This window comes from Mangrovimonas cancribranchiae (assembly GCF_037126245.1).
GTDB lineage: Bacteria > Bacteroidota > Bacteroidia > Flavobacteriales > Flavobacteriaceae > Mangrovimonas > Mangrovimonas cancribranchiae.
Genome location: NZ_CP136925.1, coordinates 1,510,240 through 1,535,923 on the forward strand (window position 1 = coordinate 1,510,240; position 25,684 = coordinate 1,535,923).

Annotated in this window: 26 protein-coding genes and 1 other RNA gene; 17 read left to right on the forward strand and 10 right to left on the reverse strand. The window is 32.9% G+C overall.

The annotated features are described in order from the left end of the window. Window positions 1–32 precede the first annotated feature (32 nt). Complete coding sequence (locus R3L15_RS06765; protein WP_338734051.1) at window positions 33–1,583, reverse strand: NAD(P)H-hydrate dehydratase; 1,551 nt, start codon at window positions 1,581–1,583, stop codon at window positions 33–35. 284 nt (window positions 1,584–1,867) lie between these two features. On the opposite strand from R3L15_RS06765, the gene thrA reads away from it, so the two are divergent. The 11 genes from thrA to R3L15_RS06820 all read left to right on the forward strand — a co-directional run bounded on the left by thrA (window position 1,868) and on the right by R3L15_RS06820 (window position 13,156). Next, window positions 1,868–4,312: a bifunctional aspartate kinase/homoserine dehydrogenase I gene (thrA, locus tag R3L15_RS06770; RefSeq protein WP_338734053.1), complete on the forward strand. Its 2,445-nt coding sequence runs from the start codon at window positions 1,868–1,870 to the stop codon at window positions 4,310–4,312. Between the two features lies 1 nt (window position 4,313). After that, entirely contained in the window at window positions 4,314–5,237 is a 924-nt protein-coding gene (locus tag R3L15_RS06775) for a homoserine kinase (protein ID WP_338734054.1), read from the forward strand. Further along, window positions 5,234–6,526 (forward strand): threonine synthase, encoded by a 1,293-nt coding sequence (gene thrC / locus R3L15_RS06780; protein ID WP_338734055.1) that lies wholly within the window; start codon window positions 5,234–5,236, stop codon window positions 6,524–6,526. Before R3L15_RS06775 ends, thrC begins: the two co-directional genes overlap by 4 nt. Window positions 6,527–6,536: 10 nt before the next feature. Then, window positions 6,537–7,055 carry a GNAT family N-acetyltransferase gene (locus R3L15_RS06785; RefSeq protein ID WP_338734056.1) on the forward strand — a complete coding sequence of 173 codons (519 nt, stop codon included), beginning with the start codon at window positions 6,537–6,539 and terminating at the stop codon, window positions 7,053–7,055. A gap of 14 nt (window positions 7,056–7,069) precedes the next feature. After that, window positions 7,070–7,870: a DUF1853 family protein gene (locus tag R3L15_RS06790; RefSeq protein ID WP_338734057.1), complete on the forward strand. Its 801-nt coding sequence runs from the start codon at window positions 7,070–7,072 to the stop codon at window positions 7,868–7,870. Window positions 7,871–8,004: 134 nt separating this feature from the next. Further along, window positions 8,005–9,075: a glycine cleavage system aminomethyltransferase GcvT gene (gcvT, locus tag R3L15_RS06795; protein WP_338734059.1), complete on the forward strand. Its 1,071-nt coding sequence runs from the start codon at window positions 8,005–8,007 to the stop codon at window positions 9,073–9,075. Window positions 9,076–9,094: 19 nt separating this feature from the next. After that, entirely contained in the window at window positions 9,095–9,928 is an 834-nt protein-coding gene (locus tag R3L15_RS06800) for a sugar nucleotide-binding protein (protein ID WP_338734061.1), read from the forward strand. A 57-nt stretch (window positions 9,929–9,985) separates the two neighbouring features. Further along, the gene (locus R3L15_RS06805; protein WP_338734063.1) at window positions 9,986–10,276 is read left to right on the forward strand and encodes a 4a-hydroxytetrahydrobiopterin dehydratase; all 291 of its coding nucleotides are present in this window, start codon (window positions 9,986–9,988) and stop codon (window positions 10,274–10,276) included. A gap of 64 nt (window positions 10,277–10,340) precedes the next feature. Beyond that, the gene (locus R3L15_RS06810; RefSeq protein WP_338734065.1) at window positions 10,341–11,087 is read left to right on the forward strand and encodes a YebC/PmpR family DNA-binding transcriptional regulator; all 747 of its coding nucleotides are present in this window, start codon (window positions 10,341–10,343) and stop codon (window positions 11,085–11,087) included. 74 nt (window positions 11,088–11,161) lie between these two features. Next, window positions 11,162–11,623, forward strand: a complete 462-nt coding sequence (locus R3L15_RS06815) for a nuclear transport factor 2 family protein (protein ID WP_338734067.1) — start codon at window positions 11,162–11,164, stop codon at window positions 11,621–11,623. Between the two features lie 54 nt (window positions 11,624–11,677). After that, entirely contained in the window at window positions 11,678–13,156 is a 1,479-nt protein-coding gene (locus R3L15_RS06820) for a carboxypeptidase-like regulatory domain-containing protein (RefSeq protein ID WP_338734068.1), read from the forward strand. A 136-nt stretch (window positions 13,157–13,292) separates the two neighbouring features. Here R3L15_RS06820 and R3L15_RS06825 read toward each other — a convergent pair whose 3' ends face one another. From R3L15_RS06825 to R3L15_RS06850, 6 genes are read right to left on the reverse strand one after another with little or no spacing between them, the layout of a single operon-like run. Continuing rightward, window positions 13,293–13,841, reverse strand: coding sequence for a 1-acyl-sn-glycerol-3-phosphate acyltransferase (locus tag R3L15_RS06825; protein WP_338734069.1), 549 nt, complete (start codon window positions 13,839–13,841; stop codon window positions 13,293–13,295). A 2-nt stretch (window positions 13,842–13,843) separates the two neighbouring features. Further along, entirely contained in the window at window positions 13,844–14,926 is a 1,083-nt protein-coding gene (locus R3L15_RS06830) for an iron-containing alcohol dehydrogenase family protein (protein WP_338734070.1), read from the reverse strand. Between the two features lie 13 nt (window positions 14,927–14,939). After that, window positions 14,940–15,644, reverse strand: a complete 705-nt coding sequence (locus R3L15_RS06835) for an HAD family hydrolase (protein WP_338734072.1) — start codon at window positions 15,642–15,644, stop codon at window positions 14,940–14,942. Further along, window positions 15,635–16,363, reverse strand: coding sequence for a 3-deoxy-manno-octulosonate cytidylyltransferase (gene kdsB, locus R3L15_RS06840; RefSeq protein ID WP_338734074.1), 729 nt, complete (start codon window positions 16,361–16,363; stop codon window positions 15,635–15,637). Before kdsB ends, R3L15_RS06835 begins: the two co-directional genes overlap by 10 nt. A gap of 45 nt (window positions 16,364–16,408) precedes the next feature. Then, window positions 16,409–16,975, reverse strand: a complete 567-nt coding sequence (locus tag R3L15_RS06845) for a DUF4126 domain-containing protein (RefSeq protein WP_338734075.1) — start codon at window positions 16,973–16,975, stop codon at window positions 16,409–16,411. A 10-nt stretch (window positions 16,976–16,985) separates the two neighbouring features. After that, window positions 16,986–18,410: an AAA family ATPase gene (locus tag R3L15_RS06850; RefSeq protein WP_338734076.1), complete on the reverse strand. Its 1,425-nt coding sequence runs from the start codon at window positions 18,408–18,410 to the stop codon at window positions 16,986–16,988. A 122-nt stretch (window positions 18,411–18,532) separates the two neighbouring features. Here R3L15_RS06850 and R3L15_RS06855 point away from each other — a divergent pair, with 122 nt between their 5' ends. From R3L15_RS06855 to R3L15_RS06865, 3 genes are read left to right on the forward strand one after another with little or no spacing between them, the layout of a single operon-like run. Beyond that, window positions 18,533–19,273 carry a hypothetical protein gene (locus R3L15_RS06855; protein ID WP_338734077.1) on the forward strand — a complete coding sequence of 247 codons (741 nt, stop codon included), beginning with the start codon at window positions 18,533–18,535 and terminating at the stop codon, window positions 19,271–19,273. Beyond that, window positions 19,257–20,078 (forward strand): DUF3822 family protein, encoded by an 822-nt coding sequence (locus R3L15_RS06860; RefSeq protein WP_338734079.1) that lies wholly within the window; start codon window positions 19,257–19,259, stop codon window positions 20,076–20,078. The genes R3L15_RS06855 and R3L15_RS06860 overlap by 17 nt, the downstream gene beginning before the upstream one ends. After that, on the forward strand, window positions 20,075–20,623 hold the full coding sequence (locus tag R3L15_RS06865; protein WP_338734080.1) for an RsmD family RNA methyltransferase: 549 nt from the start codon (window positions 20,075–20,077) through the stop codon (window positions 20,621–20,623). The genes R3L15_RS06860 and R3L15_RS06865 overlap by 4 nt, the downstream gene beginning before the upstream one ends. A gap of 137 nt (window positions 20,624–20,760) precedes the next feature. On the opposite strand, the gene rnpB is transcribed toward R3L15_RS06865, so the two are convergent. Then, window positions 20,761–21,065, reverse strand: an RNA gene (gene rnpB / locus R3L15_RS06870) — RNase P RNA component class A. A 103-nt stretch (window positions 21,066–21,168) separates the two neighbouring features. On the opposite strand from rnpB, the gene R3L15_RS06875 reads away from it, so the two are divergent. Genes R3L15_RS06875 through R3L15_RS06885 form a run of 3 tightly spaced genes read left to right on the forward strand, consistent with a single transcriptional unit; the run spans window position 21,169 to window position 24,072 of the window. Continuing rightward, window positions 21,169–22,920, forward strand: a complete 1,752-nt coding sequence (locus tag R3L15_RS06875) for a DNA polymerase III subunit gamma/tau (protein ID WP_338734081.1) — start codon at window positions 21,169–21,171, stop codon at window positions 22,918–22,920. Between the two features lie 4 nt (window positions 22,921–22,924). Then, entirely contained in the window at window positions 22,925–23,488 is a 564-nt protein-coding gene (locus tag R3L15_RS06880; RefSeq protein WP_338734082.1) for a hypothetical protein, read from the forward strand. Window positions 23,489–23,490: 2 nt separating this feature from the next. Then, entirely contained in the window at window positions 23,491–24,072 is a 582-nt protein-coding gene (locus R3L15_RS06885; RefSeq protein ID WP_338734084.1) for a tRNA-(ms[2]io[6]A)-hydroxylase, read from the forward strand. A gap of 81 nt (window positions 24,073–24,153) precedes the next feature. On the opposite strand, the gene R3L15_RS06890 is transcribed toward R3L15_RS06885, so the two are convergent. Beyond that, window positions 24,154–24,681, reverse strand: a complete 528-nt coding sequence (locus R3L15_RS06890) for a porin family protein (protein WP_338734086.1) — start codon at window positions 24,679–24,681, stop codon at window positions 24,154–24,156. A gap of 95 nt (window positions 24,682–24,776) precedes the next feature. Further along, window positions 24,777–25,682, reverse strand: coding sequence for an exopolyphosphatase (locus tag R3L15_RS06895; RefSeq protein ID WP_338734087.1), 906 nt, complete (start codon window positions 25,680–25,682; stop codon window positions 24,777–24,779). Window positions 25,683–25,684: the final 2 nt, after the last annotated feature.

Below are 25,684 nucleotides of genomic sequence, written 5' to 3' on the forward strand. Positions count from 1 at the left end.
TAAAAAGCCACTTTTAAAAGTGGCTTTTTTTATTACTGTTGCTCTTGAGCTTCTTCTTGTTCAGGCTGTTCGGGTTGCTTAAATAAATCTAAATACGCTAATCCTAAACCTTCAATAACATGTCTTGCAAGCATACTTTGATACGCATAATTTTCAACTTGTAAATCGGCCGACTTCCCATGTAAATACACGCCAAAAATTGCTGCAATAAGCGCATCGTAACCTTGCGCTCTTAATCCTGTTATAACTCCTGTTAAAACATCGCCAGTTCCTGCTGTTGCTAAACCTGGATTTCCTGTTGAATTTACATAGTAGTTTTCACGATAAACCGTAATTGTATTAGCGCCTTTAATTACAATAATAATATCGTATTTTTTTGAGAGTGCCGATACCTTTTTAAGCTTATCAAAATCATCTTTCCAACCACCAATTAAACGTTCCAATTCTTTTGGATGCGGTGTTAAAATAGTTTGTTTTGGTAATAACTCTAGTAAATCATTATTTTTTGAAAGCAAATTAATACCGTCGGCATCAATAATTAAAGGTGCTTTATTACTGTTTAAAAAACTTTCAAATGCTTTTAATGACGTTTCGTGAGTTCCCATACCCATTCCTAAACCTATGATAGTTGGGGTTATATCAAACTTAATATTAGTAATACAATTTTCACCCTCGTCTGTTAACACCATAACTTCTGGTAGTGCAGATTGCAATAGTAAGTAACCACATTTTGGCATATAAGCCGTAACTAAACCAGCGCCAGAAGATAACGCTGCGTGACTCGCTAAATTAACCGCACCTATTTTCCCATAACTTCCTCCAATAAGTAAAGCATGACCAAAACTACCTTTATGCGAAAATTTCTCTCTAGGTTTATACCAAGTTAATACTTCATGTTTTCCTATTAAATTGGCTTGCGTATTAATTTGATAAAGGTATTGCACATCTATACCAATATCTAAGACTTCCCACTGAATGGTGTATTTTGCTGTATCTGGCAAAAAGAAAACCAGTTTTGGCGATTGAAAGCTTAACGTATGTCCTGCCCAAACAACACCTTGTTCATCCTCGGGCACTTTATCTGTATATAATCCTGATGGAATATCTACAGCCAATGTAAACGCTTTAGATTGTTTAAAATGTTGAAAAAGTGCTTTAACCCAGTTAGCTGCCGGTCTATTTAATCCTATTCCAAAAACGGCATCTACTATAATATCTTCCGAAGCGATAGTTGGTAATTCACTTTGCTCATCTAATAAAACTGGCCAATCTTTTGTGCGTTGTTTTATCCTCTCATAATTAATTAAAAAGTCTTTAGAGCGCTTATCGCTGTAATTAACAATGTAGGTTTTAACATGATAACCATGTGTTACAAGATGTCTAGCAACAACTAACCCATCTCCTCCATTATTACCAATACCACAAAACACATGTATAGGAACTTGCGCTCCTTGCATTCTTACATGCAACCAATTAAAAATTTGTGTTCCTGCCCGTTCCATTAAATCGGTGGATGCTATATTTTGGCGTTCGGCTGTTAATTTATCGCCTTCGTAAACTTGTTCTTTTGATAAAATTTTCATTTTTATTAAAAACTTACAGTGTTTTTTGTTAAATCTATAAAAATATACAAACAGTTTTTTTATTTAATTTAAAACAATACATTTGATTTGTATATGCTTACGAAGGTAACAAATAACAGTGTAATAAAGGCTACTATTTTTAGTAACCCAACTGGCTATACAACAATTATTTCTACAGCTATCATTACAACCCGTTAGGGTTGTGTATAATTATATCTCTCCAGCAACATTGTGTTTTTATTAAACACGTTTTCAATAAACAAAACCTTTTAAGTCATTTAAAAATGAACGTATTAAAATTTGGCGGAACATCTGTAGGTTCTGCAAAAAACATCAATAAAGTTATTGATATATTAGAACAATATTCTAAAAAAAGCAAGGTCATTGCTGTCGTTTCTGCCATTGGTGGCGTTACCGATAAACTATTAGCGTGTGGTTACAACGCTCAGTTAAAAGACAATACCTACATATCAGATTTCAATAATATTAAAGACATTCATTTTAATATTCTATCGGAATTAATTCCAAATACGCCACAAGACATTTCAGATAAATTACAAACAAAATTAAACAACCTTAAAAGTTTATTAGATGGCATTTACTTAATAAACGAACTATCTCCTAAAACATCTGATAAACTAGTGAGTTTTGGTGAACTTTTATCGTCTTTTATTATTACCGAAGCCATAAAATCACGTCAATTAAAGGCTAAACGGAAAAACAGTCAAGAATTAATTATAACTAATTCAAACTTCACTAAAGCCGAAGTAAACTATAATATTTCCTACAATAACATACAATTGTACTTTAAAAATACTAAAGAAACTATCACGATTTTACCCGGTTTTATTTCTAAATCTACTCTAGGTGAAATTACAACGCTTGGCCGTGGTGGTTCAGACTTTACAGCAGCTATTGTTGCTGCTGCTCTAGATGTTGAACAACTTGAAATTTGGACCGATGTAAGTGGCATGTACACTGCCAACCCAAAACTTGTTAAACAAGCCTATCCTATTGCACATTTATCCTATCAAGAAGCTATGGAGTTATCTCATTTTGGCGCTAAAGTATTATATCCGCCAACCATACAACCTATTTTAGATAAAAGTATTCCTTTAGTTATTAAAAACACGTTAAAACCCGAAGCAAAAGGTACCCAAATCACTAAAGCCTATACAAGTAATACATTATCGGTACGCGGTATTAGCAATGTTGACAATATAGCATTACTAACCTTAGAAGGCAGCGGCATGGTAGGCATTCCAGGGTTTTCAAAACGCCTTTTTGAGACTCTAGCAAATCATAAAATTAATGTGGTTTTTATTACGCAAGCATCATCAGAGCACTCTATTTGTTTTGGTGTTAATGCGTTTGAAGCCGAATTAGCTAAAACTGTTATCGATGCTAACTTTACATATGAAATCTCTCAGCATAAAATCAACCCTATTTTAATAGAAAACGATTTAGCCATTGTAGCTCTTATTGGTGACAATATGAAAAACCACCAAGGTATTAGCGGAAAAATGTTTAGCGCATTAGGAAAAAATAATATCAATGTAAGAGCGATTGCTCAAGGTGCTTCAGAAAAAAATATTTCTGCAGTAATTGCCAAAAAAGACGTTAAAAAAGCACTTAATACACTACATGAGGCCTTTTTTGAAATTAAAACAAAACAACTCAATGTTTTTATAACCGGTGTTGGAAATGTAGGAGAACGACTTGTTGAACAAATAAAACAACAAAAAAAATACTTAAAAGACACCTTAAAAATTAATCTGCGTATAATTGGCTTATCAAACTCAAGAACCATGGTTTTTGATACCGATGGGCTTCCTCTTAAAAATTGGAAAATGTTACTTAAAAATGGTGATCCAGCTTCATTAGATGGTTTCTTTAACCAAACAAAAGCATTCAATAAACGCAATAGTATTTTTGTAGATATTACAGCCAATAAAGACGTCGCCAATCTATATTCAAAATATTTAAAAGAAAGTATTGCCGTAGTAGCGTGTAATAAAATTGCGTGTTCAGACACCTTTAACACCTATAATGAACTAAAATATTTATCTAGAAAATACAACGCACCGTTTTTATTTGAAACCAATGTTGGCGCTGGATTACCTGTTATAGACACGTTAAATAACCTTATTGCTTCTGGCGATAAAATAACCTCTATTCAAGCGGTACTATCTGGGAGCTTAAATTTTGTGTTTAATAATTTTAACGATACAACAAAGTTTCATGACGTTGTTAAGCAAGCGCAACAAGAAGGATATACAGAACCCGACCCTAGAATTGATTTAAGTGGTGTTGACGTAGCGAGAAAAATATTGATTTTAGCCAGAGAAAGTGGCACTACAATGGAATTGGAGGATATTGCTAACACATCTTTTCTTACAAAAAACAATCTAGAAAGTAATACTGTTGAAGACTTTTACAATACCTTAATCGATGACGAAGCGCACTTTCAAAAATTATTTACTCAAGCTAAAGACAATGGTTGTAAATTGAAATATGTCGCTGAATTTAATAATGGAAAAGCAAGTGTTGGACTTAAAGAAATTCCTCAAAATCATCCTTTTTATAACTTAGAAGGAAAAGATAACATTGTTATGTTTTATACGCAGCGCTATGCAGAACAGCCCATGATTATTAAAGGTGCTGGAGCCGGAGCCGATGTTACTGCTTCAGGGTTATTTGCTGATATTATTAGAATAGGAAACGACTAATATGGATACAATAAAAATATTTTCGCCAGCTACGGTGGCCAACGTTTCTTGTGGCTTTGATGTTCTTGGGTTTTGCCTAGACTCTGTAGGTGATGACATGATTATCAGGAAAACAAAATCAAAAGGCATTACAATAAGTAAAATTGAAGGCTATAGCCTCCCACTAGACCCAGAAGAAAACGTTGCTGGTGTTGCCGGATTGGCCATTTTAAAAGCAGCACAAGTTAATTTTGGATTCGATATAGAAATTCATAAACGCATTAAACCAGGAAGTGGTATTGGAAGTAGCTCTGCAAGCGCTTCCGGAACCGTTTATGCTATTAACAAACTACTTGGGAAACCCTTTAATAAAACACAGCTAACTGCTTTTGCTATGAAAGGAGAAGCTGTTGCAAGCGGCAACGAACATGCTGATAATATTGCTCCTGGACTTTTTGGTGGTTTCACTTTAGTTAAAAGCTTAAACCCATTAGAAATTATAGAATTACCAACACCAAAAGAACTCTATGTAACAATTGTGCATCCACAAATTGAAGTAAAAACCTCAGAAGCAAGAGCTTTATTACCAAAAGATATATCCCTTAAAAAAGGGATGGCACAATGGGCGAATGTTGGAAGTTTAGTTCACGGATTACATACATCGGATTATGGGTTAATTAGTCGTTCGTTGGTAGATAATATTGTAGAACCACATAGAAAACAACTTATTCCGTACTTTGATGAAGCTAAAAGTTTGGCGATACAATCTGGTGCTTTAGGTGTTGGTATTTCTGGTTCTGGCCCATCCATTTTTGCACTTTCTCAAGGAGAAATTAAATCCAAGCAAGTAGCAAAAGCTTTTCAAAACGTTTATAAAAGCACAACTATAGATTTTAAAATCTATACATCTAAAATTAACTCTCAAGGTATAAAAACAATCTCATGACATATTATTCCTTAAATAAACAAGCTCCAAAAACGAGCTTTAAAGACGCAGTAATAAAAGGGTTAGCACCAGATAAAGGTTTGTATTTCCCAGAGAGTATAACACCACTATCCCACTCTTTTTTTAAGAATATTGACTCCTTATCAAATTCAGAAATTGCTTTTGAAACCATAAAACAATTTACATCGCCAGATATTCCAAATGATGTTTTAAAGAATATTATTGACGACACGCTATCATTTAATTTTCCTATTGAAAAAATAACAGATACCGTTTCGAGTCTAGAGCTTTTTCACGGACCTACAATGGCATTTAAAGATGTTGGCGCAAGATTTATGGCAAGATGTTTAGGCTATTTTAATCAAGGAAACAATAATGAAGTTACTGTTTTAGTAGCCACTTCGGGCGATACTGGTGGCGCAGTTGCTAATGGTTTTTTAGGTGTTGAAGGTGTTAACGTGGTTATTCTATACCCTAGCGGAAAAGTAAGCGATATTCAAGAAAAGCAATTAACAACACTTAAAAAAAATATTAAAGCATTAGAAGTTGATGGCACATTTGATGATTGCCAAGCTATGGTAAAACGTGCTTTTTTAGATCAGTCCATCACTAGCAAAATGCAACTCACCTCAGCAAACTCTATAAATGTAGCGCGTTGGTTACCACAAATGTTTTACTTTATGTTTGCTTATAAACAATTGCACAAAAAGTATAATAACCTTGTCTTTTCGGTGCCTAGTGGGAATTTTGGAAATATTTGTGCTGGTATGATGGCACAACGCTTAGGGTTCCCCATTAAACATTTTATAGCTGCTAATAATGCTAATAATATTGTCACGCAATATTTACATACGCAAAATTATACTCCAAAACCATCTATCCAAACAATTAGTAATGCTATGGATGTTGGAGACCCGAGCAATTTTGTACGTATTCAAGAATTACATAATAACAATTTTGAAATATTGTCTAAAAACCTTAGCGGTTATAGTTACTCTGATACAGAAACAATTAGTGCTATAAACGAACTTTATAGTGATTACAATTATATTGCAGATCCACATGGTGCTGTTGGTTTTTTAGCTTGTAAAGATTATCTAAAACAGCACCCTAATAATCATTGTGTGTTTTTAGAAACAGCTCACCCAACTAAATTTTTAGATATTGTAGAAGATACTATTAAGGAAAACATCGAACTCCCTAAGCAAATTTTAAGCGTTATGGACAAAGAAAAGCAAGCTGTTAAAATTTCAACTTACGAGCAATTAAAAGCTCTTCTTTTGAATTAACTTTGCGGCTATGGTTACCATAGAAAAAGCAACAATAAAAGACGCTCAATTACTTTCAAAATTGGGCTCTAAAACATTTTTACAGTCTCATGGATATAGTGCTTCAAAACAAGATATTACACATTATGTAAGGTCACATTTAAATACCGATAAATTTCTTTCGGAAATAAGTGATTATTCAAATCATTTCTGGGTATTATATTATAATAAACAGCCTATTGGATACTATAAAATAGTCCCTAATGCGTCACAAGAGAATATCTCACATAGTTATATTACTAAATTAGAACGCTTATATTTATTAGAAGAATTTCAGCAATTAAAATTAGGGCTAAAGTTCTTTAATCATGCTGTTAAAGAAACCAAACGTTTAAACCAAAATGGTCTCTGGTTATTTACTTGGGTTGAAAACCATAGAGCTATTGCCTTTTACAAAAAAGCTGGGTTTAAAATTGTTGGTGAATATTATTTTAAAATATCCAAAACACATAGCAACCCTAATCATCAAATGTTATTATTATTTGATTAATGTAACTTTAATGCATGACAAAACAGCAACGTTATTTTATTGGTTTTATAAACACGCCTTTGCTTTGGAGCAACAATGTAATAGCTAATTTACAGCAATTTAAAATTGCCACAACTCAAGTTCCTTTTCAAGAGAAAATAGAGAAAAACATACGGCTAGGAAAATGGGTTGAGCGATTAGTATCCCACCAACTAAAGCAAGATAATTCGATAAAGATAATCGACGAAAATATTGTTATCTATCAAAATAAACGTACCATAGGCGAACTTGATTGTCTATTATTAAAAAACAACACGCCTTATCATGTGGAGATTGTTTATAAATTTTATCTGTACGACCCCACTATTAAAGCTGTTGAAATTAACCGTTGGATTGGTCCAAACAGGAACGATAGCTTTGTAGAAAAGCTCGAAAAGTTAAAAACAAAACAACTTCCTCTACTCTATAAAAATGAAACACAAAAGACTTTAAAACAGTTTGATTTAAATATAACTAAGATAAAACAATGTGTACATTTTAAAGCTCAATTATTTATTCCATACCATATAAAAAATTATGACTTTAAACTCATAAATCCCAATAGTATTATGGGGTATTACTATACATTTGAAGACATAAAAGCACTTCAAAACTGTAAGTTTTTTATCCCCAAGAAACTAGATTGGCTCTCTGAAATTGATATTCAAATTGATTGGTTAACGTTTTCAGAATGTAAACCTCAACTAAAATTGTTATTGGAGCAAAAACGTTCGCCTATGGTTTGGATTAAAAATTACAAAGGACAGACTCAAAAATGTTTTGTAGTTTGGTGGTAAAACATTAACCACATAAAATAAAGTCAACTTATTAAACACTGTAAATTAACATTTATTTATGGTGGTTCTTAGCTATACTTTTAAAACTTTCCATATTATTTTAATTACTTTTGCGCAACTAACATAACAATACAATGAAAAACACAGCACTTACCGAAACACATATAGAATTAGGCGCTAAAATGGTGCCGTTTGCAGGATATAACATGCCAGTACAATACGAAGGTGTCAATATAGAACACGAAACCGTAAGACAATCGGTTGGCGTTTTTGATGTTTCCCATATGGGGGAATTCCTAATTGAAGGACCAAATGCATTAGCATTAATTCAAAAAACATGTAGTAACGATGCCTCAAAACTTACCATAGGCAAAGCACAATATAGTTGTATGCCCAACGACGATGGCGGTATTGTAGACGATTTAATTATTTACCGCATAAAAGAAGAAACATATCTTTTAGTTGTTAACGCCAGTAATATTGAAAAGGATTGGGATTGGTTGCAATCTAAAAACGATGTTAATGCCGAGATGAGAGATATTAGTGAAGACTATTCCTTACTTGCCATTCAAGGCCCAAAAGCTGTAGAGGCTATGCAAAGTTTAAGCTCACATGATTTATCCGATATTAAATTCTACAACTTTGTTGTTGGCGATTTTGCAGGAATAGAACACGTGATTATCTCTGCTACTGGATATACCGGAAGCGGCGGTTTTGAAATTTACTGTAAAAACAGCGAAGTAAAACAAATTTGGGGTAAAGTTCTCGAAGCAGGTGCCAAGCCAATAGGTTTAGCAGCACGCGACACGCTACGTTTAGAAATGGGCTTTTGTCTTTACGGAAATGATATTGACGATACCACATCGCCTATAGAAGCTAAATTAGGATGGATTACAAAATTCACCAAAGAATTCACTAATTCTAAAGCATTAGAGGAAGAAAAAAACCGCGGGTCAGAACGCAAGTTAATTGCTTTCGAACTTAACGAACGTGGTATTCCACGACAAGGCTACGATATTGTTAATAATGAAGGTGAAACTATAGGACAAGTAACCTCTGGAACCATGTCGCCAAGTTTAGGAAAAGGCATTGGTTTAGGCTATGTACCAACACCATTATCCAAAGTTGGCACCAACATAAATATACAAGTACGTAAAAAAGCTATTCCTGCAACTATTGTCAAGTTGCCCTTTTATAAAGGATAATAGCTTTGCAGAATGATTAATGAAGGAGAGTAATAGCAAACATAGAATCTTAATATTAGGAGCAAGCGGTTTTTTAGGTCACGCCATTTATAAAGAACTCTGCTCCTATTTTAATACGTTTGGCACTTACAGGATTTCCAATAAAGATTTTGAGAAAAATCAACATTTCTTTCCATATAATGTCGAAGAAGACGATGTTATAGAAATTATTAAAGCCACACAACCAACAATTATTATTTCTGCTTTACGTGGTGATTTTTCGGCTCAGGTTACAGCACATCGCCATATATTCGAGTATTTAAAATCGCATAAAACCATTAAGATTATTTTTCTATCATCGGCTAATGTGTTCGATGCTTACAGTCAGTTCCCTAGCTACGAAAACGACAAAACATTAAGCCATAGTGTTTATGGGCATTTCAAAATAAAAATTGAAGACATGCTTATGCGCTTACCCAAAAAACAATATGTTATTGCAAGATTACCTATGGTTTTTGGGGCACAATCTCCTAGAGTTTTAGAAATAAAACAACTATTGACTGATAATGAGCCTATAGAAATTTTCCCCAACCTAGTCGTTAATGTTACTAGCGATAGAAAAGTTACGCAACAAATACATTACATTATAAACCGAAATAAATCTGGAATCTATCACTTAGGCAGTGACGATTTAGTTCATCACAACGATTTTATTAAAGATATTGTTAATGCTCTTGGTAACTATCATCCTACTTATAAACAAGTTTACACCACAAATGATGATAGGTTTCTAGCTGTTTTACCAAAGGATAATAAACTCCCTAAGCATCTATCTATTAAAAGTAAAGATGTCTTAAAAGAATTATCCCTATAATTGGCATAAAGTGTTTAAATAGTTACCTTTATTATACTAATAAACAAACCCATTATTATGTCAAAACTTTCCGAACAAGATATTGAAAAATACCTTTTGCGATTTCCTGATTGGACATACAGCAATAATGCTATTCATGTAGAATTTGAATTCGACAATTTTAAAGATTGTTTTAGTGCCATGAGTCGTATTGCTTTTGAATGCGAAGCCCTAAACCATCATCCTAATTGGACCAATATTTATAACACTTTAAGCATCTCATTATCTACACACGATGCTGGTGGCGTAACAAAAAAAGACTTTAAATTAGCCGAAGCTATAGAAACCATTGTTGAAGTACAAGAATAACAATTTTTTCTACACAGCATTTTTAGTAAATTTGGAAAAACTAAAAACATAATTAAAATAACATATGGGAAGAGCGTTTGAATTTCGCAAAGCAAGAAAAATGAAGCGTTGGGCAGCAATGAGCAAAGCCTTTACACGCATTGGTAAAGATATTGTAATGGCTGTTAAAGAAGGCGGTCCAGACCCAGACACCAATGCCCGCTTAAGAGCCGTTATTCAAAATGCGAAATCGGTTAACATGCCTAAAGACAATATCGAACGTGCCATAAAACGTGCTAGCGATAAAAGTCAAGGCGACTATAAAGAAGTTCTTTTTGAAGGTTACGCACCCCATGGCATTGCTATTTTAGTAGAAACAGCTACCGACAATAACACAAGAACTGTTGCCAACATAAGAAGCTACTTTAATAAATGTGATGGTAGTTTAGGCACCTCTGGATCGGTCTCGTTTATGTTTGATCATACCTGTAACTTTAAAGTTAAAGGCGAAAACTTAGATTTAGAAGAACTTGAACTTGAGCTGATTGACTTTGGTGTTGAAGAAATTTTTGAAGATACCGATGAAGATGAAGATGGCAACGAAATAAACAGCGTAATGATTTACGCCCCTTTTGAAAGCTTTGGTAAAATACAAGCATATTTAGAAGAAAATAATATTGAAATATTGTCTTCTGGTTTTGAACGTATTCCGCAGGTTACTAAAAAATTAACAGCAGAACAGGCTGAAGACGTTGAAAAACTTTTAGAAAAGATTGAAGAAGATGACGATGTACAAAACGTATATCATACTATGGAAGAAACCACAGACTAGCATTTCGTTAAAACTGTGATAAAAATATAGAGGCTACAATTTTTTGTAGCCTTTTTTTATTTATTTTTAGTGATATGGAAAACACCATCGATGCGTTTTATAAAGCGTTTAATAACCTAGATGCCGAAACCATGGTAAGTTATTATCATGACGATGTTATTTTTAAAGATCCTGCTTTTGGCACTTTAAAAGGACATCAAGCAAAAAACATGTGGCGTATGTTATGCCAGTCGCAACAAGGACAAAACTTTAAAATAACCGCTTATAACATTACAAATAACTCTGCTACTTGGGAAGCTTTTTATACATTCAGCAAAACAAAACGAAAAATACACAATACCGTTAATGCCAAATTTGTATTTAAAGATGGCAAAATAATTGCACATACCGATACATTTAACCTTTATAAATGGTCAAAACAAGCACTAGGTTTTAAAGGGATTTTAATTGGTTGGACGCCTTATTTTAAAGCCCAATTACAACAACAAACCAATAAACTATTACATCAATTTCAACAAAAACAAAAGTTAAACTAGTTAACAACCTCGTAACAAAACCTACTATAAATCGTCTTAAATAAAAACCATCTTATGACATTCTTAAAACACACCTTCTCGCTTTTAGCCTTCTTATGTTCAATCTTTAGTTTTGCCCAAGAAATATCTGGGAAAGTTTTAAGCGACTCCAAAGAACCAATTCCTTTTGCAACTGTTCAAATTGGTGATGGTTATGGTGTAATTACTAATGAAGAAGGAAATTTCTCTATTAATAAAACTAATTTTAAAGAGACAGATTCTGTAAAAATTTCTTGCTTAGGCTATGAAAAACTAGGTATGTTAGTGAAAGACTTCTCATCTTCAAATTACACTTTAAAAGAACAAGTTAACGAATTAAGCGAAGTATATTTAACAAACCGAAACTTAAGTGTCGATTCTATTATGTACTATGTTAACCAAAACATCTCTAAAAACTACAACACAAGTCAGGTAGATTATAATATTTTTAGTCGTAGAACCGAGTTTATTCAAGGTAAAAATATTGATTTCGAGATAGACAAATCTACAGGGTTTTCTAGAAAACAACTAAAAAATATTAATAAAGATATTAATACCTTAGAAACCACCTTACTTAATAACCGCTCTAAACAATATACCGACTTGATTGCCAACTTAAAAATTAAAGACAATAACAACTCTAAACTTAAAATTGATAAAGCGGTTAGATTTCTAGATGAAAGAAACGACCAGTCGCTTGAAAAACTAGCTGAAAGAGGGAAAGATCTCGTCTCTAATCATTTAGATAAAAACAAAATTTACACCGTAAAATCTGGCTGGTTTAAACTCTCTGACTCAGTATCTTTAAAAGAACAAGAGCAAGGCAACAAAATGGAAGACACCATTAATTCGGTTGGTTTGTTAAAAAACCTAATGCTAGAAAAAATAAATAATCATGCCATTTCTAAATCTAGTATGTTAGATTTTATTTATGAAACTAGGAAATATGAATATGAACTAGCCGACATAACCTTTTTAGATAACGAAATGGTTTATATTATTACGTTTAAACCCAAAAGAAGTTCTGTAGATTACGAAGGAACCATGTATATTTCTAATGAGAGTTTTGCTGTTTTAAGAGCCGATTACAAGTTTTATAAAGGGCGCGTTGGTGAGAAATTTAATTTAAGACTGCTGTTAGGTATAAAATACGTTGAAAATGGTAAAAACGGAGCTGTTATGTTTAAAAAAGCAGAAGATGGCTATTATTACCCAAGATATATTAGCGAACATATAGACCGTTACTTTTATGTAAACCGTCCGTTTAAGTTTATAGAAAATGACGACAGAGGTAATAAATTTGCTTTCGACTTTAATGTTGAAGGTACTTTTAAAGAAAAAACCGAGTTGCTATTTATTTCGCAAAAAACATTATCAAATACTGAATACGAAAGCTTAAAAGAAGTAAAAAAAGTAGACTACAAAACAGAAAAACGTTACAGCTCTGAAATATGGAAAGATTACGATGTAATAGAGCCATTACAAGAAATGAAAAGTTTTGATGTAGAAGAATAAAAGAAACTACCTTAAGTTTAGACAGCTTCTTTTATTATTATAAGTTAGCGAATGTTTCTTTTTAGGGACAAATACATTGTTTACTTTATGTTTCATTCACCTGTTTATTAATAAGTTGCAAAACTCATGCCAAGAATTAAGAATATTTAGCACATTTGCCTTTTACGCCTTCAAAAAACTGGTGCATAAAAGCAAAATCGGCATCAATATTGTTTGTTGGGTAAAATGGTTCTGAAATATGGTTTTGCTTGTGTTTAAAATCTAATGTAAACATAATTATTGGCACATTAGCCGATTTAGCAATGTAGTAAAATCCTGTTTTCCACTTAGCGACTTTTTTTCTTGTGCCTTCTGGTGCTAAAGCCAGTCTGAACTCGTCTTTTCCGTTAAAAAGCTTAGCAATAGCTTCAACTTTATTTTGCCCTGAAGTTCTATCTAACGGACTACCACCTACACGTTTTAAGTACCAACCTAAAGGTCCAATAAATAATTCGCGTTTAGCTATAAAACTAACTTTTATAGCGACAATTTTTCTTAAAAGAATTCCAATATAAAAGTCGTGCCAACTAGTATGAGGAACAGCTATTAAAACGGCTTTTTTAACTGTATCCTTAGAAAAATTAGTGTTTCCAGTAATTTTCCAACCTAAGAGTTTAAAATAAATAAATTTAGCTAACCAACGCATCTTTACATTTTTTCGTAAAGTGCTCTAAGCTTTTCACGAGTAATTATTTTTTCCCAGTTTTTTCCAACGGCATTTTCCCATAGCGGTACCATGCCTAAAGAAACATCTATCATGGTATCAAACTCTTTATCTGAAAGGTTTTTACAAAGTCCTTGTGGCAGTTCAATATTATGAGCTTTTTTCATGTCCTTAAACATTCTAACGCCTTCAGGATAAAATTCTTCAAGATGGTCAAACACAATACAGTTTCCAACACCGTGTTTTGTTCCTAATAAATAACCTAATCCATAACTCATGGCGTGCGCCACACCAACTTGAGAATAGGCAATACTCATACCACCATGCCAAGAGGCCATCATAAGTTTATCTTGAGATTCTTTGTCAGACAGCTTATTATCTAAAAATATTTCTTTACATAACTCAAAAGCTTTTTCACCATAACTTTGGCTAAAAGCATTTAGATAAGTCCCTGTAAGCGATTCTATACAGTGAATATAACAATCCATACCTGTATAAAACCATTGTTGTTTAGGAACATCTTTGGTTAACTCGGGATCTAATAAAACTTGATCGAAAGGCGTGTAATCTGAATTAATGCCTAATTTTTTTTCTGGTCCTGTTAAAACGGTCGTTCTAGAAACTTCGGCTCCAGTACCAGATATAGTTGGAACGCCTACATGATAAATTGCTGGGTTTTTAACTAAATCCCAACCTTGGTAATCTTTGGCTGACCCAGGATTGGTAAGCATAATTGAAACAGCTTTTGCTAAATCTAAAATGGTTCCGCCACCAATACCAATTATACCTGAAGGTTTTTCTCTATATTTTAAAATGATTTGTTCAACTAAAATATCAACTTGAGATGTTTTAGGTTCTTCGTCTGCAGAAATATATAGGATTTCATCGTCGTAGGACAGAGGAATTCTCGATGTTACCCAAGCATTTCCTTTAAATACATCATCTACTAAATAAATAAATGGTGCTTTTGCATTTAAACGTTTTGGCTGTAAAACTTCTTGTAATTGACTAAAACTTCCGCGTCCAAAAACGACTCGAGATATCATGGGAAAATTCTTGTAACTCATCAATTTTGTTTAGTTAATTAAAAAACGACAACATCTCATGCAATGTTGTAATCGTTTGATATTGTTTTCCATTTTTGTCTTTCTCTTGAACTGTTTCGTGAGCCCAAGTAGTATGAAACGGAACATGTATTGCTTTTGCTCCTATATTGACTAAAGGTAACACATCTGATTTTAATGAGTTGCCTACCATTAAAAATTCTGATGGGTCTATATCTAAATGCTTTAAAAGCTTTTTATAATTAGATTCCTGCTTATCACTTAAAACTTCTATATGATGGAAGTATTTTAATAAACCTGATTTTTCTAGTTTTCTTTCTTGATCTAATAAGTCGCCTTTAGTAGCTAAAATTAACCGATAATTATTTGATAATTTTTCCAGTACATGTTCTACATCATTTAAAAGCTCGACGGGTTTATTGATCATGTCTTTACCTAAATTGAGAATTTTCTCAATAATATCACTAGATACGTCTCCATTTGATAATTCAATAGCCATTTCTACCATTGATAGCACAAACCCTTTTACACCATAACCATAAACTGGTAAATTTTTCATTTCCATTTTAAATAGCTCTTGGTCTATTTTATTTATGGTTTCGTAAGACGATAACATTTTAGCAAACTGCATTTCGGCATCGCGAAAATAGGTTTCGTTTACCCAAAGGGTATCATCGGCATCAAAGCCTATTACCTTTATGTTAGTATAATCTATTTCCATAGTTTTCTGGCTCGTTCCAAATCTTCTGGTGTATCAACTTCTACGCCTTGTATGGTTGTTTCTACCATTTTTATGCGTTTGCCATATTCTAAATATCTTATGCATTCTATTTTTTCGGTGGCTTCTATAAATTGCATTGGCAAGTTATAAAAATCTAATAAAGCTTGTTTTCTAAAGGCGTATATACCTTTATGCTTAAAATACCTGGCTCCTGCTTCTTTATCGCGTGGATATGGAATAGGACTTCGTGAAAAATATAACGCAAAATTTTCTTGATCTACAATTACCTTAACTGTATTGGGATTGTTTATTTCATCCCAATCTGTAATTTCTACCATTAACGATGCTAAATCAATCTTTTTATTAGGGTCGTCTTTAAAAACCTCAATTACTTTTTTTAGACTTTCTTGCTCTGTAAACGGCTCATCACCTTGAACGTTAACCACAATATCAACATCTAAGTTTTCTACCGCTTCGGCTATTCTATCACTACCTGATTGATGCTCTTTTTGGCTCATGATGGCTTTTCCACCATGATTTACTATTTCATTAAAAATAATATCGCTATCGGTAACAACATATACATCATCAAACAAATTGGTAGCTACGGTTGCTTCGTAGGTTCTTAGAATAACCGACTTCCCTGCTAAATCCTGCATAAGTTTTGCTGGAAAACGAGATGCGCTATATCTAGCCGGAATCATGGATATTATCTTCATAAGACAGTTTTATACTTTTTCAAAAATATAATTTTTAAAGTGATTTTAAGGTTTTGAAAGTTTAATCTTTCTATAAAATTTGAAAATTAAATACAGAACTATTATTGTAAAAATAAATGCTAATATGGGAAGAAATACAGAAATAACAGACATTATTATAGAGGAACCTGTTTCCACAGTAGAAACTACGGGATTACCAAATCCTGCTGTTGAAACAGACGATGTTACTCTTGCCGATCCTGCGGTACTTTTTATGGCTGTGGCTGTTCCTCCTCCTGCTATTATTGCTAAAGTCCAAGTTATAACAGGGCTTAAATCGGCCACTGTTGACACCATTACTACGGTTCCTGCTATTGTTGCTAATGGTATAGCGATAGCATCTAACACATTATCGACAAACGGTATGTAATAAGCAAAAATCTCGACAATTGTAGCAACACCAAGTGTTATAACAGCAGCTAAACTTCCTACCCATTGCCAAGAAGCATTTAATTCCCAAACATTAAAATACGAAGCTAAACTAAGCACAAATAAGGGTACGAACACCCTAAAACCAACCGATGCGGCTAAACCAATACCTAAAAAAATACTTATTAATGTTTCGATATCCATTGTTTTCTAATTAGCTTTCAAAAAAATCGTCTTTAAAGCCAATAAGATACAATTTTTCTTTGGCTCTTGTTACAGCGGTATAAAGCCAACGTAAGTAATCTTTTGTAATTCCATCTGGTAAATAAGGTTGTTCTACAAAAATGGTATTCCATTGTCCACCTTGCGACTTATGGCACGTCATAGCATAAGAAAACTTAACTTGTAAGGCATTGAAATACTTATTGTTTTTTACTTTTAAGAATTTACGGTAATTACTACTTTCGTTTTCATAGTCTTTCATTACTTCTTGATAGAGTCTGTTAGAATCTTCGTATGGTAAAGATGGGGTTTGCGCCTCGATAGTATCTAAGAGTAAGACAGTTTCAAATGGACGCATTCTAGGGTAATCAACCATTTTAACTTTTACTTCGGCAAACCTGAATCCGTAAAGCTCTTTAATATGGAATATTTCTAAAATTTCAATAATATCGCCATTGGCTATAAAACCAGCTTCGGTAGTTGGTTTTATCCAAAAATAATTGTTTTTAACTACCATTAAAAAATCTCCTGCACTCAATTCATTCTCTCGAAATAAAATGCGACTTCTTATTTGCTGATTATACAAATTAGCTCGCTTATTACTGCGTACTATAATAGCGGTTTCTTCATGACCGTTTTCGCTGTAAGACTCATCGATAGCTCCCATTATTTCATGACCATCAACTAGCCTAACAATATCTTTAAAACCATTTAAGTGAAACTTAAAGCTGTCAAAAAAGTCGTCTTGTAGTTCTTCTCTTAAATTTGTGGCATTTTGGAGTATTCCAGAATCTTGTTCTTGACGCACCACTTCATTTAATTCAATTTTTTTAACCTCTTTATTGTAATTCAAGCCTAGGGTATGTTCGTTTAATGCAGGACTTAAATCTAATTTAACAGGTGGTAACTGTGCCACATCACCTATAAGTAATAATTTACAGCGATGCCCAGAATACACATATTGCATTAAATCGTCTAGAAGAGACCCATTTTCAAACAGTTTAGATTCTCCTGGCGTATCGGGAATCATGGAAGCTTCATCTACAATAAAAATGGTGTCTTTATGTTTATTAGGCTGCAAAACAAACTTTACACCACCGCCTTTATCTTTTCTAGGAAAGTATATCTTTTTGTGTATAGTAAATGCTTCTTTTTTTGAGTAATTAGAAATTACTTTAGCGGCTCTTCCTGTTGGCGCCATTAATACTGCACTCTTTTTAGCTTTCCATAAATTGGTTACAATAGTTCCTATTATGGTTGTCTTTCCAGTTCCTGCATATCCTTTTAATAAATAAAGTGATTTTGGGTCGCTACTAAAAATAAACTCCGATAACTGCAAAAGTGCAACATCTTGTGTTTGGGTTGGCGTAAATGGAAACTGCTGTTTTATAAGTGTATAGAATTCAGATGCGTTCATAGAACAATTCTAGGATTTTAATTTTCTCAAATATAGGAATGATTTTTAGGGCTATTGGTTTTTACGATTAAAAAAAAATTGTAGATTTGCCTAATACCTATTTAATATTAATAACACAAATCATGTTAAAATTCATCTTAATAGCTGTTGCTGTAATTTTACTTACTATTGGTTTAGTATGGGTAATTGATAAATTTGTGCCTTCTAAAGCAAAACCAGTTGTACAAATTTTACTTTGGGTCTTAATTATCTTTTTAGGATACCAAACGTACATGTCCATTTACGAGCCTATTCAATTTAACAAAGTTAAAGACAAGCGCTACGCTAAAGTTATTGAAAAGTTAGTGGATATTAGAAATTCTCAACTAGCTCATAAAGAAGTTACTGGAACTTTTGCTAACGACTTTGAAAGTTTAGTGAAGTTTATTGATACCGCAAAATATACCATAACACAACGTAGAGACTCTACCGTTATAGATGAAGAGTTAACGAAACGTTACGGTGGTGTTGAAATGACAAAAGATATTTTAATTATAGATACTCTAGGCTTTGTACCTGTTAGAGACTCATTATTTAAGTCTTCTACAAGATATAAATCTATGATGAATGTACCAGACGCCAAAGAAGGTGCTACATTTAAAATGGAAGCTGGACTACTTGAAGAAAACGATGTTAAAATTCCTGTTTTTGAAGCAAGTGTTAAAAAATCTATTATCTTACACGACCAAAATAAAGACTTATTAGCACAAGAAAACGAAGTCGTTTCTGTAGATGGTGTTAATGGCGATGCACTTAAAGTAGGATCGATGACCGAAGTAAAAACAAACGGGAACTGGCCTAAAACTTATGGCGATAGCGAATAATACAACTAACTTAACTAACCAAGATTTGTCCATTCAAATTAATTTGAATGGACTTTCTTTTTGTATACTAGACCAGGATACACAAACCATTACTTTTTTAAAGCATATTACTTTAGAAAAGAAAACCACTCCTATTCAAATTCTAGATAAGTTAAAACATTGTTTTAATTCCATAGATGAATTAAATAACACCTTTAATAAGGTAACAGTTATCTATATAAACGACTTAGCCACTTTAGTACCTAAGGAATTTTTTAATGAAGAACTCCTCGCTGATTATTTAAAGTTTAATTCAAAAATTTTAAAGTCCGATTTTATTGCTTACGACACCGTTACTGCAAACAATAGCATGAATGTATACGTTCCCTATGTAAACATTAACAATTACATTTATGATAAATTTGGTAGCTTTTCTTACAAACACTATGCGACCATACTCCTAGAACAGATTTTAAAAAACGACACGTTATCTCAAGAAGAAAACATGTATGTAAATGTTGGTGATACCCATTTTGAAATTATTGTAGTCAACTCTGGAAAACTTAAATTTTACAACACTTTTGAATACCACTCTCAAGAAGACTTTATTTATTATATCTTGTTTACAATAGAGCAGCTATCTCTCAATCCAGAGAAGATAAATCTAATCCTTTTAGGTAATATTGTTAAAAACGACGACCTTTATAATATTACCTATAAATACATTAGACATGTGTCTTTTGGGCATAGAAAAGACACTTACAATTATATTGAAACTCCTAAGTCTAACCATTCTCACTTTACCTTAATCCATAGTTTTTCATGAGAATTATTTCTGGACAGTTTAAAGGCAGAAAGTTACAAGCCCCTAAAAATTTACCCGTTCGCCCAACAACCGATATGGCTAAAGAGGCGCTTTTTAACATCTTAAATAACAACTATTACTTTGATGAATTATCTGTTTTAGATCTTTTTGCTGGAACTGGCAATATAAGTTACGAATTTGCCTCAAGAGGAACCAGGCAAATTATGGCTGTAGATGGCCATTACGGCTGTATAAAATACATTAATCAAACAGCATCACAGTTTGATATGCCTATTCAAACCATAAAAAGTGATGTGTTTAAGTTTTTAGAACACTACAAAACTAAACATACCATAATTTTTGCCGATCCACCTTACAATTTTGATTTAGAAGCCTTTTCCAAAATCCCTGAATTAGTTTTTAAAAATAACGTATTAGAACCACACGGATATCTTATTATAGAACACTCCAAACACACTAACTTATCGCTTTTAGAATATTTTAGCCACTCTAAAAGTTATGGCGGTAGTGTTTTTAGTTTTTTTGAACTGCCTAAGGCAGATTAGGTAACATTTTTCGATTAATTATACCAATACATTCTGAAGGAGAGTAAAAAGAGGAATTTCATCATTATGTGGTTTATAACCACCTTCAACACAAACCCATAAATAAAAAAATCACCTCAAAAAAGGTGATTTCTTTATAAAAAAGCAGATCTATAAGCCGAATTCTGTACTCAAAAAAATGAGCCCTTATCATTTATCTTAATGCATTGTTGCCAATACACTCTAGCTGCCTACCCTCCAACAATCGTACGTGCCGCACTCAAGCGTTGGTATACATGGCATTGCACCGCATAGAGTTTACCTGATTTCACTACAGCATTACCTGTACATACTTTCTGTTGCACTTTTCCTAACCTCACGGTTGGTGGCTGTTAACCACTATGCTGCACTATGGTGTTCGGACGTTCCTCTGTAAAATTACAGCGATAAGGCAATCTACTTAGTCGCAAAAGTACACAAATTGTTAATAACTACTTTTAATTTTTAGCAGCATAATTCCAAAAATTAAAGCAAAGTTTTAACTTTGTTATGCTTAACAATTTTCAATGGAACATTTTGTAGTATCGGCTAGAAAGTACAGACCACAAACATTTAAAGATGTTGTTGGTCAACAAGCCATTACCAATACATTAAAAAATGCTATTGAAAACAACCATCTAGCTCAAGCCCTATTATTTACAGGTCCTAGAGGAGTTGGTAAAACCTCTTGTGCGCGTATTTTGGCAAAAATGATAAATAGCGATGGACAAGATCAAGGCGATGAAGATTTTGCTTTCAATATTTTTGAATTGGATGCCGCTTCTAACAACTCTGTAGACGATATTCGTAATCTAACCGATCAAGTTAGGATTCCACCTCAAGTAGGGAAATATAAAGTTTATATTATTGATGAGGTTCACATGTTATCGCAAGCCGCTTTTAATGCGTTTTTAAAAACCTTAGAAGAACCTCCAAAGCACTGCATTTTTATTTTAGCAACAACTGAAAAGCATAAGATTATTCCAACTATTCTTTCGCGTTGCCAGATATTCGATTTTAAACGAATTACCGTTAAAGACGCTAAAGGATATTTAAAATACATTGCTGAAGAGCAAGGTATTGAAGCCGAAGACGATGCTTTACATATTATCGCACAAAAAGCCGATGGCGCTATGCGTGATGCGCTTTCTATTTTTGATCGTGTGGTTAGTTTCTCAGGAAAACATTTAACAAGACAAGCGGTTACAGAAAATCTTAATGTACTTGATTATGAAACCTATTTTAAGAGTACCGATTTTATTTTAGAAAATAATATCCCTGATGTACTAGTACAATTTAATAGCATTTTAGCACAAGGATTTGATGGACATCACTACATTTCAGGTTTAGCCTCTCATTTTAGAGATTTATTAGTTTGTAAAAATCCTAAAACCGTAGATTTATTAGAAGTTGGTGAAGAAACTACCGAGAAGTATAAAATTCAATCACAAAAAAGTTCGCAAGCATTTTTATTAAAAGCCATTGAGTTAGCCAACGAGTGCGATTTAAAGTACAAATCCAGTAAAAATCAACGACTCCTCGTCGAACTTTGTTTAATGCAATTAGCCTCTATCACTTTTGATGGAGAAAAAAAAAATAGCAAACGTTACATAATTCCTCCAAGTTATTTTAAAGCTAAAGGCATTACGCCAATTCCTGTTACCAAACCTTCTGCTAAGCAAAAAGAAGTCAATAAAAACAAGCCTAAGCAAGCAAAAACTGAGTCTAAAACGGCTTATATTGACACCCAAAACCTTACCGAGGTAAAACAGGAAAAACAACAAGTTTCAAAACCTAAAATAGATATTTCCGCTCCTAAAAAGTCAACATCTGGCTTATCGTTAAAAAGTATAAAAGCCAAAAAGGAGCATGAAATTAGACAAATGGATGTTGTTGTTAATGAAGAAGAACTCCCTAAAGAACCTTTTACTCAAGAACAACTACGACAAACTTGGAAAGATTTTGTCGCTATTATTGAGAAAAAAGGGCAATTTAACCTAGCCTCCATTCTTTCTATAGACGAGCCTAAACTAGACGGCACAACAATTCATTTAGAGTTTCCTAACGATACTAATAAAGTTGAAGTAGAGCGCCAACAATACGACTTACTTAACTACCTAAGAAAAACACTTCAAAATTATGATATATCACTTTCTATAACGGTTAATGAGGTTATTGAAAAAAAATACGCCTACACAACCCAAGAAAAATACGAAAAGCTTAAAGAAAAAAACCCTAATATAGATGTGTTACGAAAAACATTTGGTTTAGATATTTAACTTTATGAAATCAACTATCACTTTCTTTATTGCACTAATTGCCACTATTTGCTTTTTTAATTGTGATGGCCGGCATCGTGCACAAAAGTCTTACACAGAAAACTTAATAAAAGAAAACCTTCCTAGCTCATTTTCTGAACAGGTTGCTTTTTCCCCTGAAAGCTATGCTGAACACGTTAATGACACAACGTTAACAAACGGATACCGTGCGCATATTAAGTCGTATTCAGATATGGTTAATCATGTTGTTATTACCGAAGAAAGAAATGAAATAACACATAAAAAATATTATAGAAAAGCCATTGGAGAAATAACGGTTTATAAAGATAACTCTGAAGTGTTTATGACTGTTATTAACGAGCAATTATTTATTAAACATATAGATAATCTGCCCAAAGATTTCAATCAATACATTTTAAAAAGTCTCTGGGTGAATCAATATAAATCACTAAAAGACAATCAATTAATTATTGATGTTTTATTGCAAAAACCAAAATCTAAACATCAAATTAATTATCAACTTATCATCGATCATAAAGGAAAGTTTAACATTATAAAAAACGTGTAATTATGTTAGGATTAAAACTTCCAACAGACCCAAGATGGGTAAACATTGTAGAAAAAAATATTGAGGAAATCCTTACAGATCATGCCTATTGCGAACAGAAAGCGACTAGTACAGCTATTTCTCTTATTGTATCTTTTCCAGAATACACCGAATTAGTTACAGAAATGACAGCCTTGGTAAAAGAAGAAATTAGTCATTTTAAAATGGTTCATGATAAAATAATTGAACGTGGCTGGGTTTTAGGACGAGATAGAAAAGACGAATACGTTGTTGCTTTACATAAATTTTTTCCTAAAGGCGGTAGCAGAACCACACAATTAGTTCACCGCTTGCTTTATGCTGCTTTAATCGAGGCTAGAAGCTGCGAGCGTTTTAGACTACTATCGGAAGAATTAGAAGATAAAGAATTAGCCGAGTTTTACCGTAAACTTATGGTGAGCGAAGCCAATCATTACACCATGTTTTTAGGTTTTGCAAGACAATACGGAAATCGCGAAGATGTAGATAAAAAATGGCAAAACCTTCTTGATTACGAAGCTGAGATTATGAAAGACTTAGGTAAAAAAGAAACCATTCATGGCTAGTTAAACGATACTTAAACTTCTCTTATAAAATAAAACCTCCAACTTACATTGGAGGTTTTATGTTATATTCGCTTAAAACGTCTAAATTTTTATACCAATACCTAATTGAATATTAGTGTTTTTAGCTTCAATATCATTTTCATCGTCTATAATATTCGTTAGCCCATAATGATATCTTGCATCTATAAAAATTTCATCGGTAATCATAAACTCAACGCCACCTATTCCTGAAAAGGCAAAGTTTTTGTAACCATCTTCATATTCATGAATTTTTACACCAACTAATGGTCCAGCACCTACAGAAAGCCTGTCTCCCAGATGAAACTTTAATAAAATAGGTGTTTGAATATAATCTATTCTTAGGTCTCTATCTTTAGCACCTTCAGCAGAAAATTGAATTTCAGGTGCAATAGACATAGACTTAGTTAATAAATACTCGCCAAAAAAACCTATTGCAAAACCATTTCTATGTTGGTTAGAAAAGTTAGCATCTGGATCAAAATCTAAATTGGAAATATTGTAGCCTACTCTAACTCCGTATAAACCATTTTGAGAAAACGAAACCGTAGTATAAGCCAGAACAAACAATAAGAGTATTAATTTTTTCATTGTTTTAAAGTAGTTTGGTTAATAATCTGAATTATAACAGCTAAGATATATTTTTATCTTAAAATGAGGATATTATAAAGACAAACTGCTTTTTTTTACTGTGTATTGCTTGAAACAGTATTATGATATATACTTTTAATAATACCATCTGCTAAACCTATTTTAGGAACATACATATCTTTAGCGCCACTCCATTTCATGGCAGACAGGTAAATTCTTGTTGCTGGAATAATAACATCTGCCCTATCTTGATTTAAGTCTAACTCTGTAATTCTCTCCTCGTAAGAATAAGTTTGTAACGTTTTATAATATGATGATAAATAAAAATAGGTTAATGGTTTTCCTAATTTCTTTCCAGATATTTTAAAAATTTTATTAATATTTCCTCCAGAACCTATCAGGTCTATTTTTTCGTATTCTGCGGTATGTTTAATAACCCATGTTTCGGCTTCGGCCCATGTTTCATTCTTAACAATATCATTTAACAATCTTACAGTTCCTATTCTAAAAGAACGCGATGCTATTTTTTTTCCATTATGAATAACTGAAAATTCCGTACTTCCACCTCCTACATCGACATAAAGATAGGTTTTAGAATCGTCTATAAAAGCATGCAAATCGGTTGCGGCAATAATAGCTGCTTCTTCTTCGCCGTCAATAATATCAATTTTTATGTTTGAATGTTTTAAAATAGCCTCCGATACTTGCTGCCCGTTATCGGCTTCACGCATGGCCGAAGTTGCACAAGCTTTATATTTAACCACTTTATGAGATTTCATGAGAAGTTTAAAGGCCTTCATGGTATCTAACATACGTTGTTGGTTATATTTAGAAATATTTTGTTCTAAAAATACATCGGCCCCTAAACGAATAGGAACCCTTACTAACGAGCTTTTTTTAAATCTAACTTCTTTACCTTTTTCTTCTATTATGTTTGCAATAAGTAATCTAACGGCATTAGAACCTATATCGATAGCGGCATATTTTTTTATTGAAAGCATAA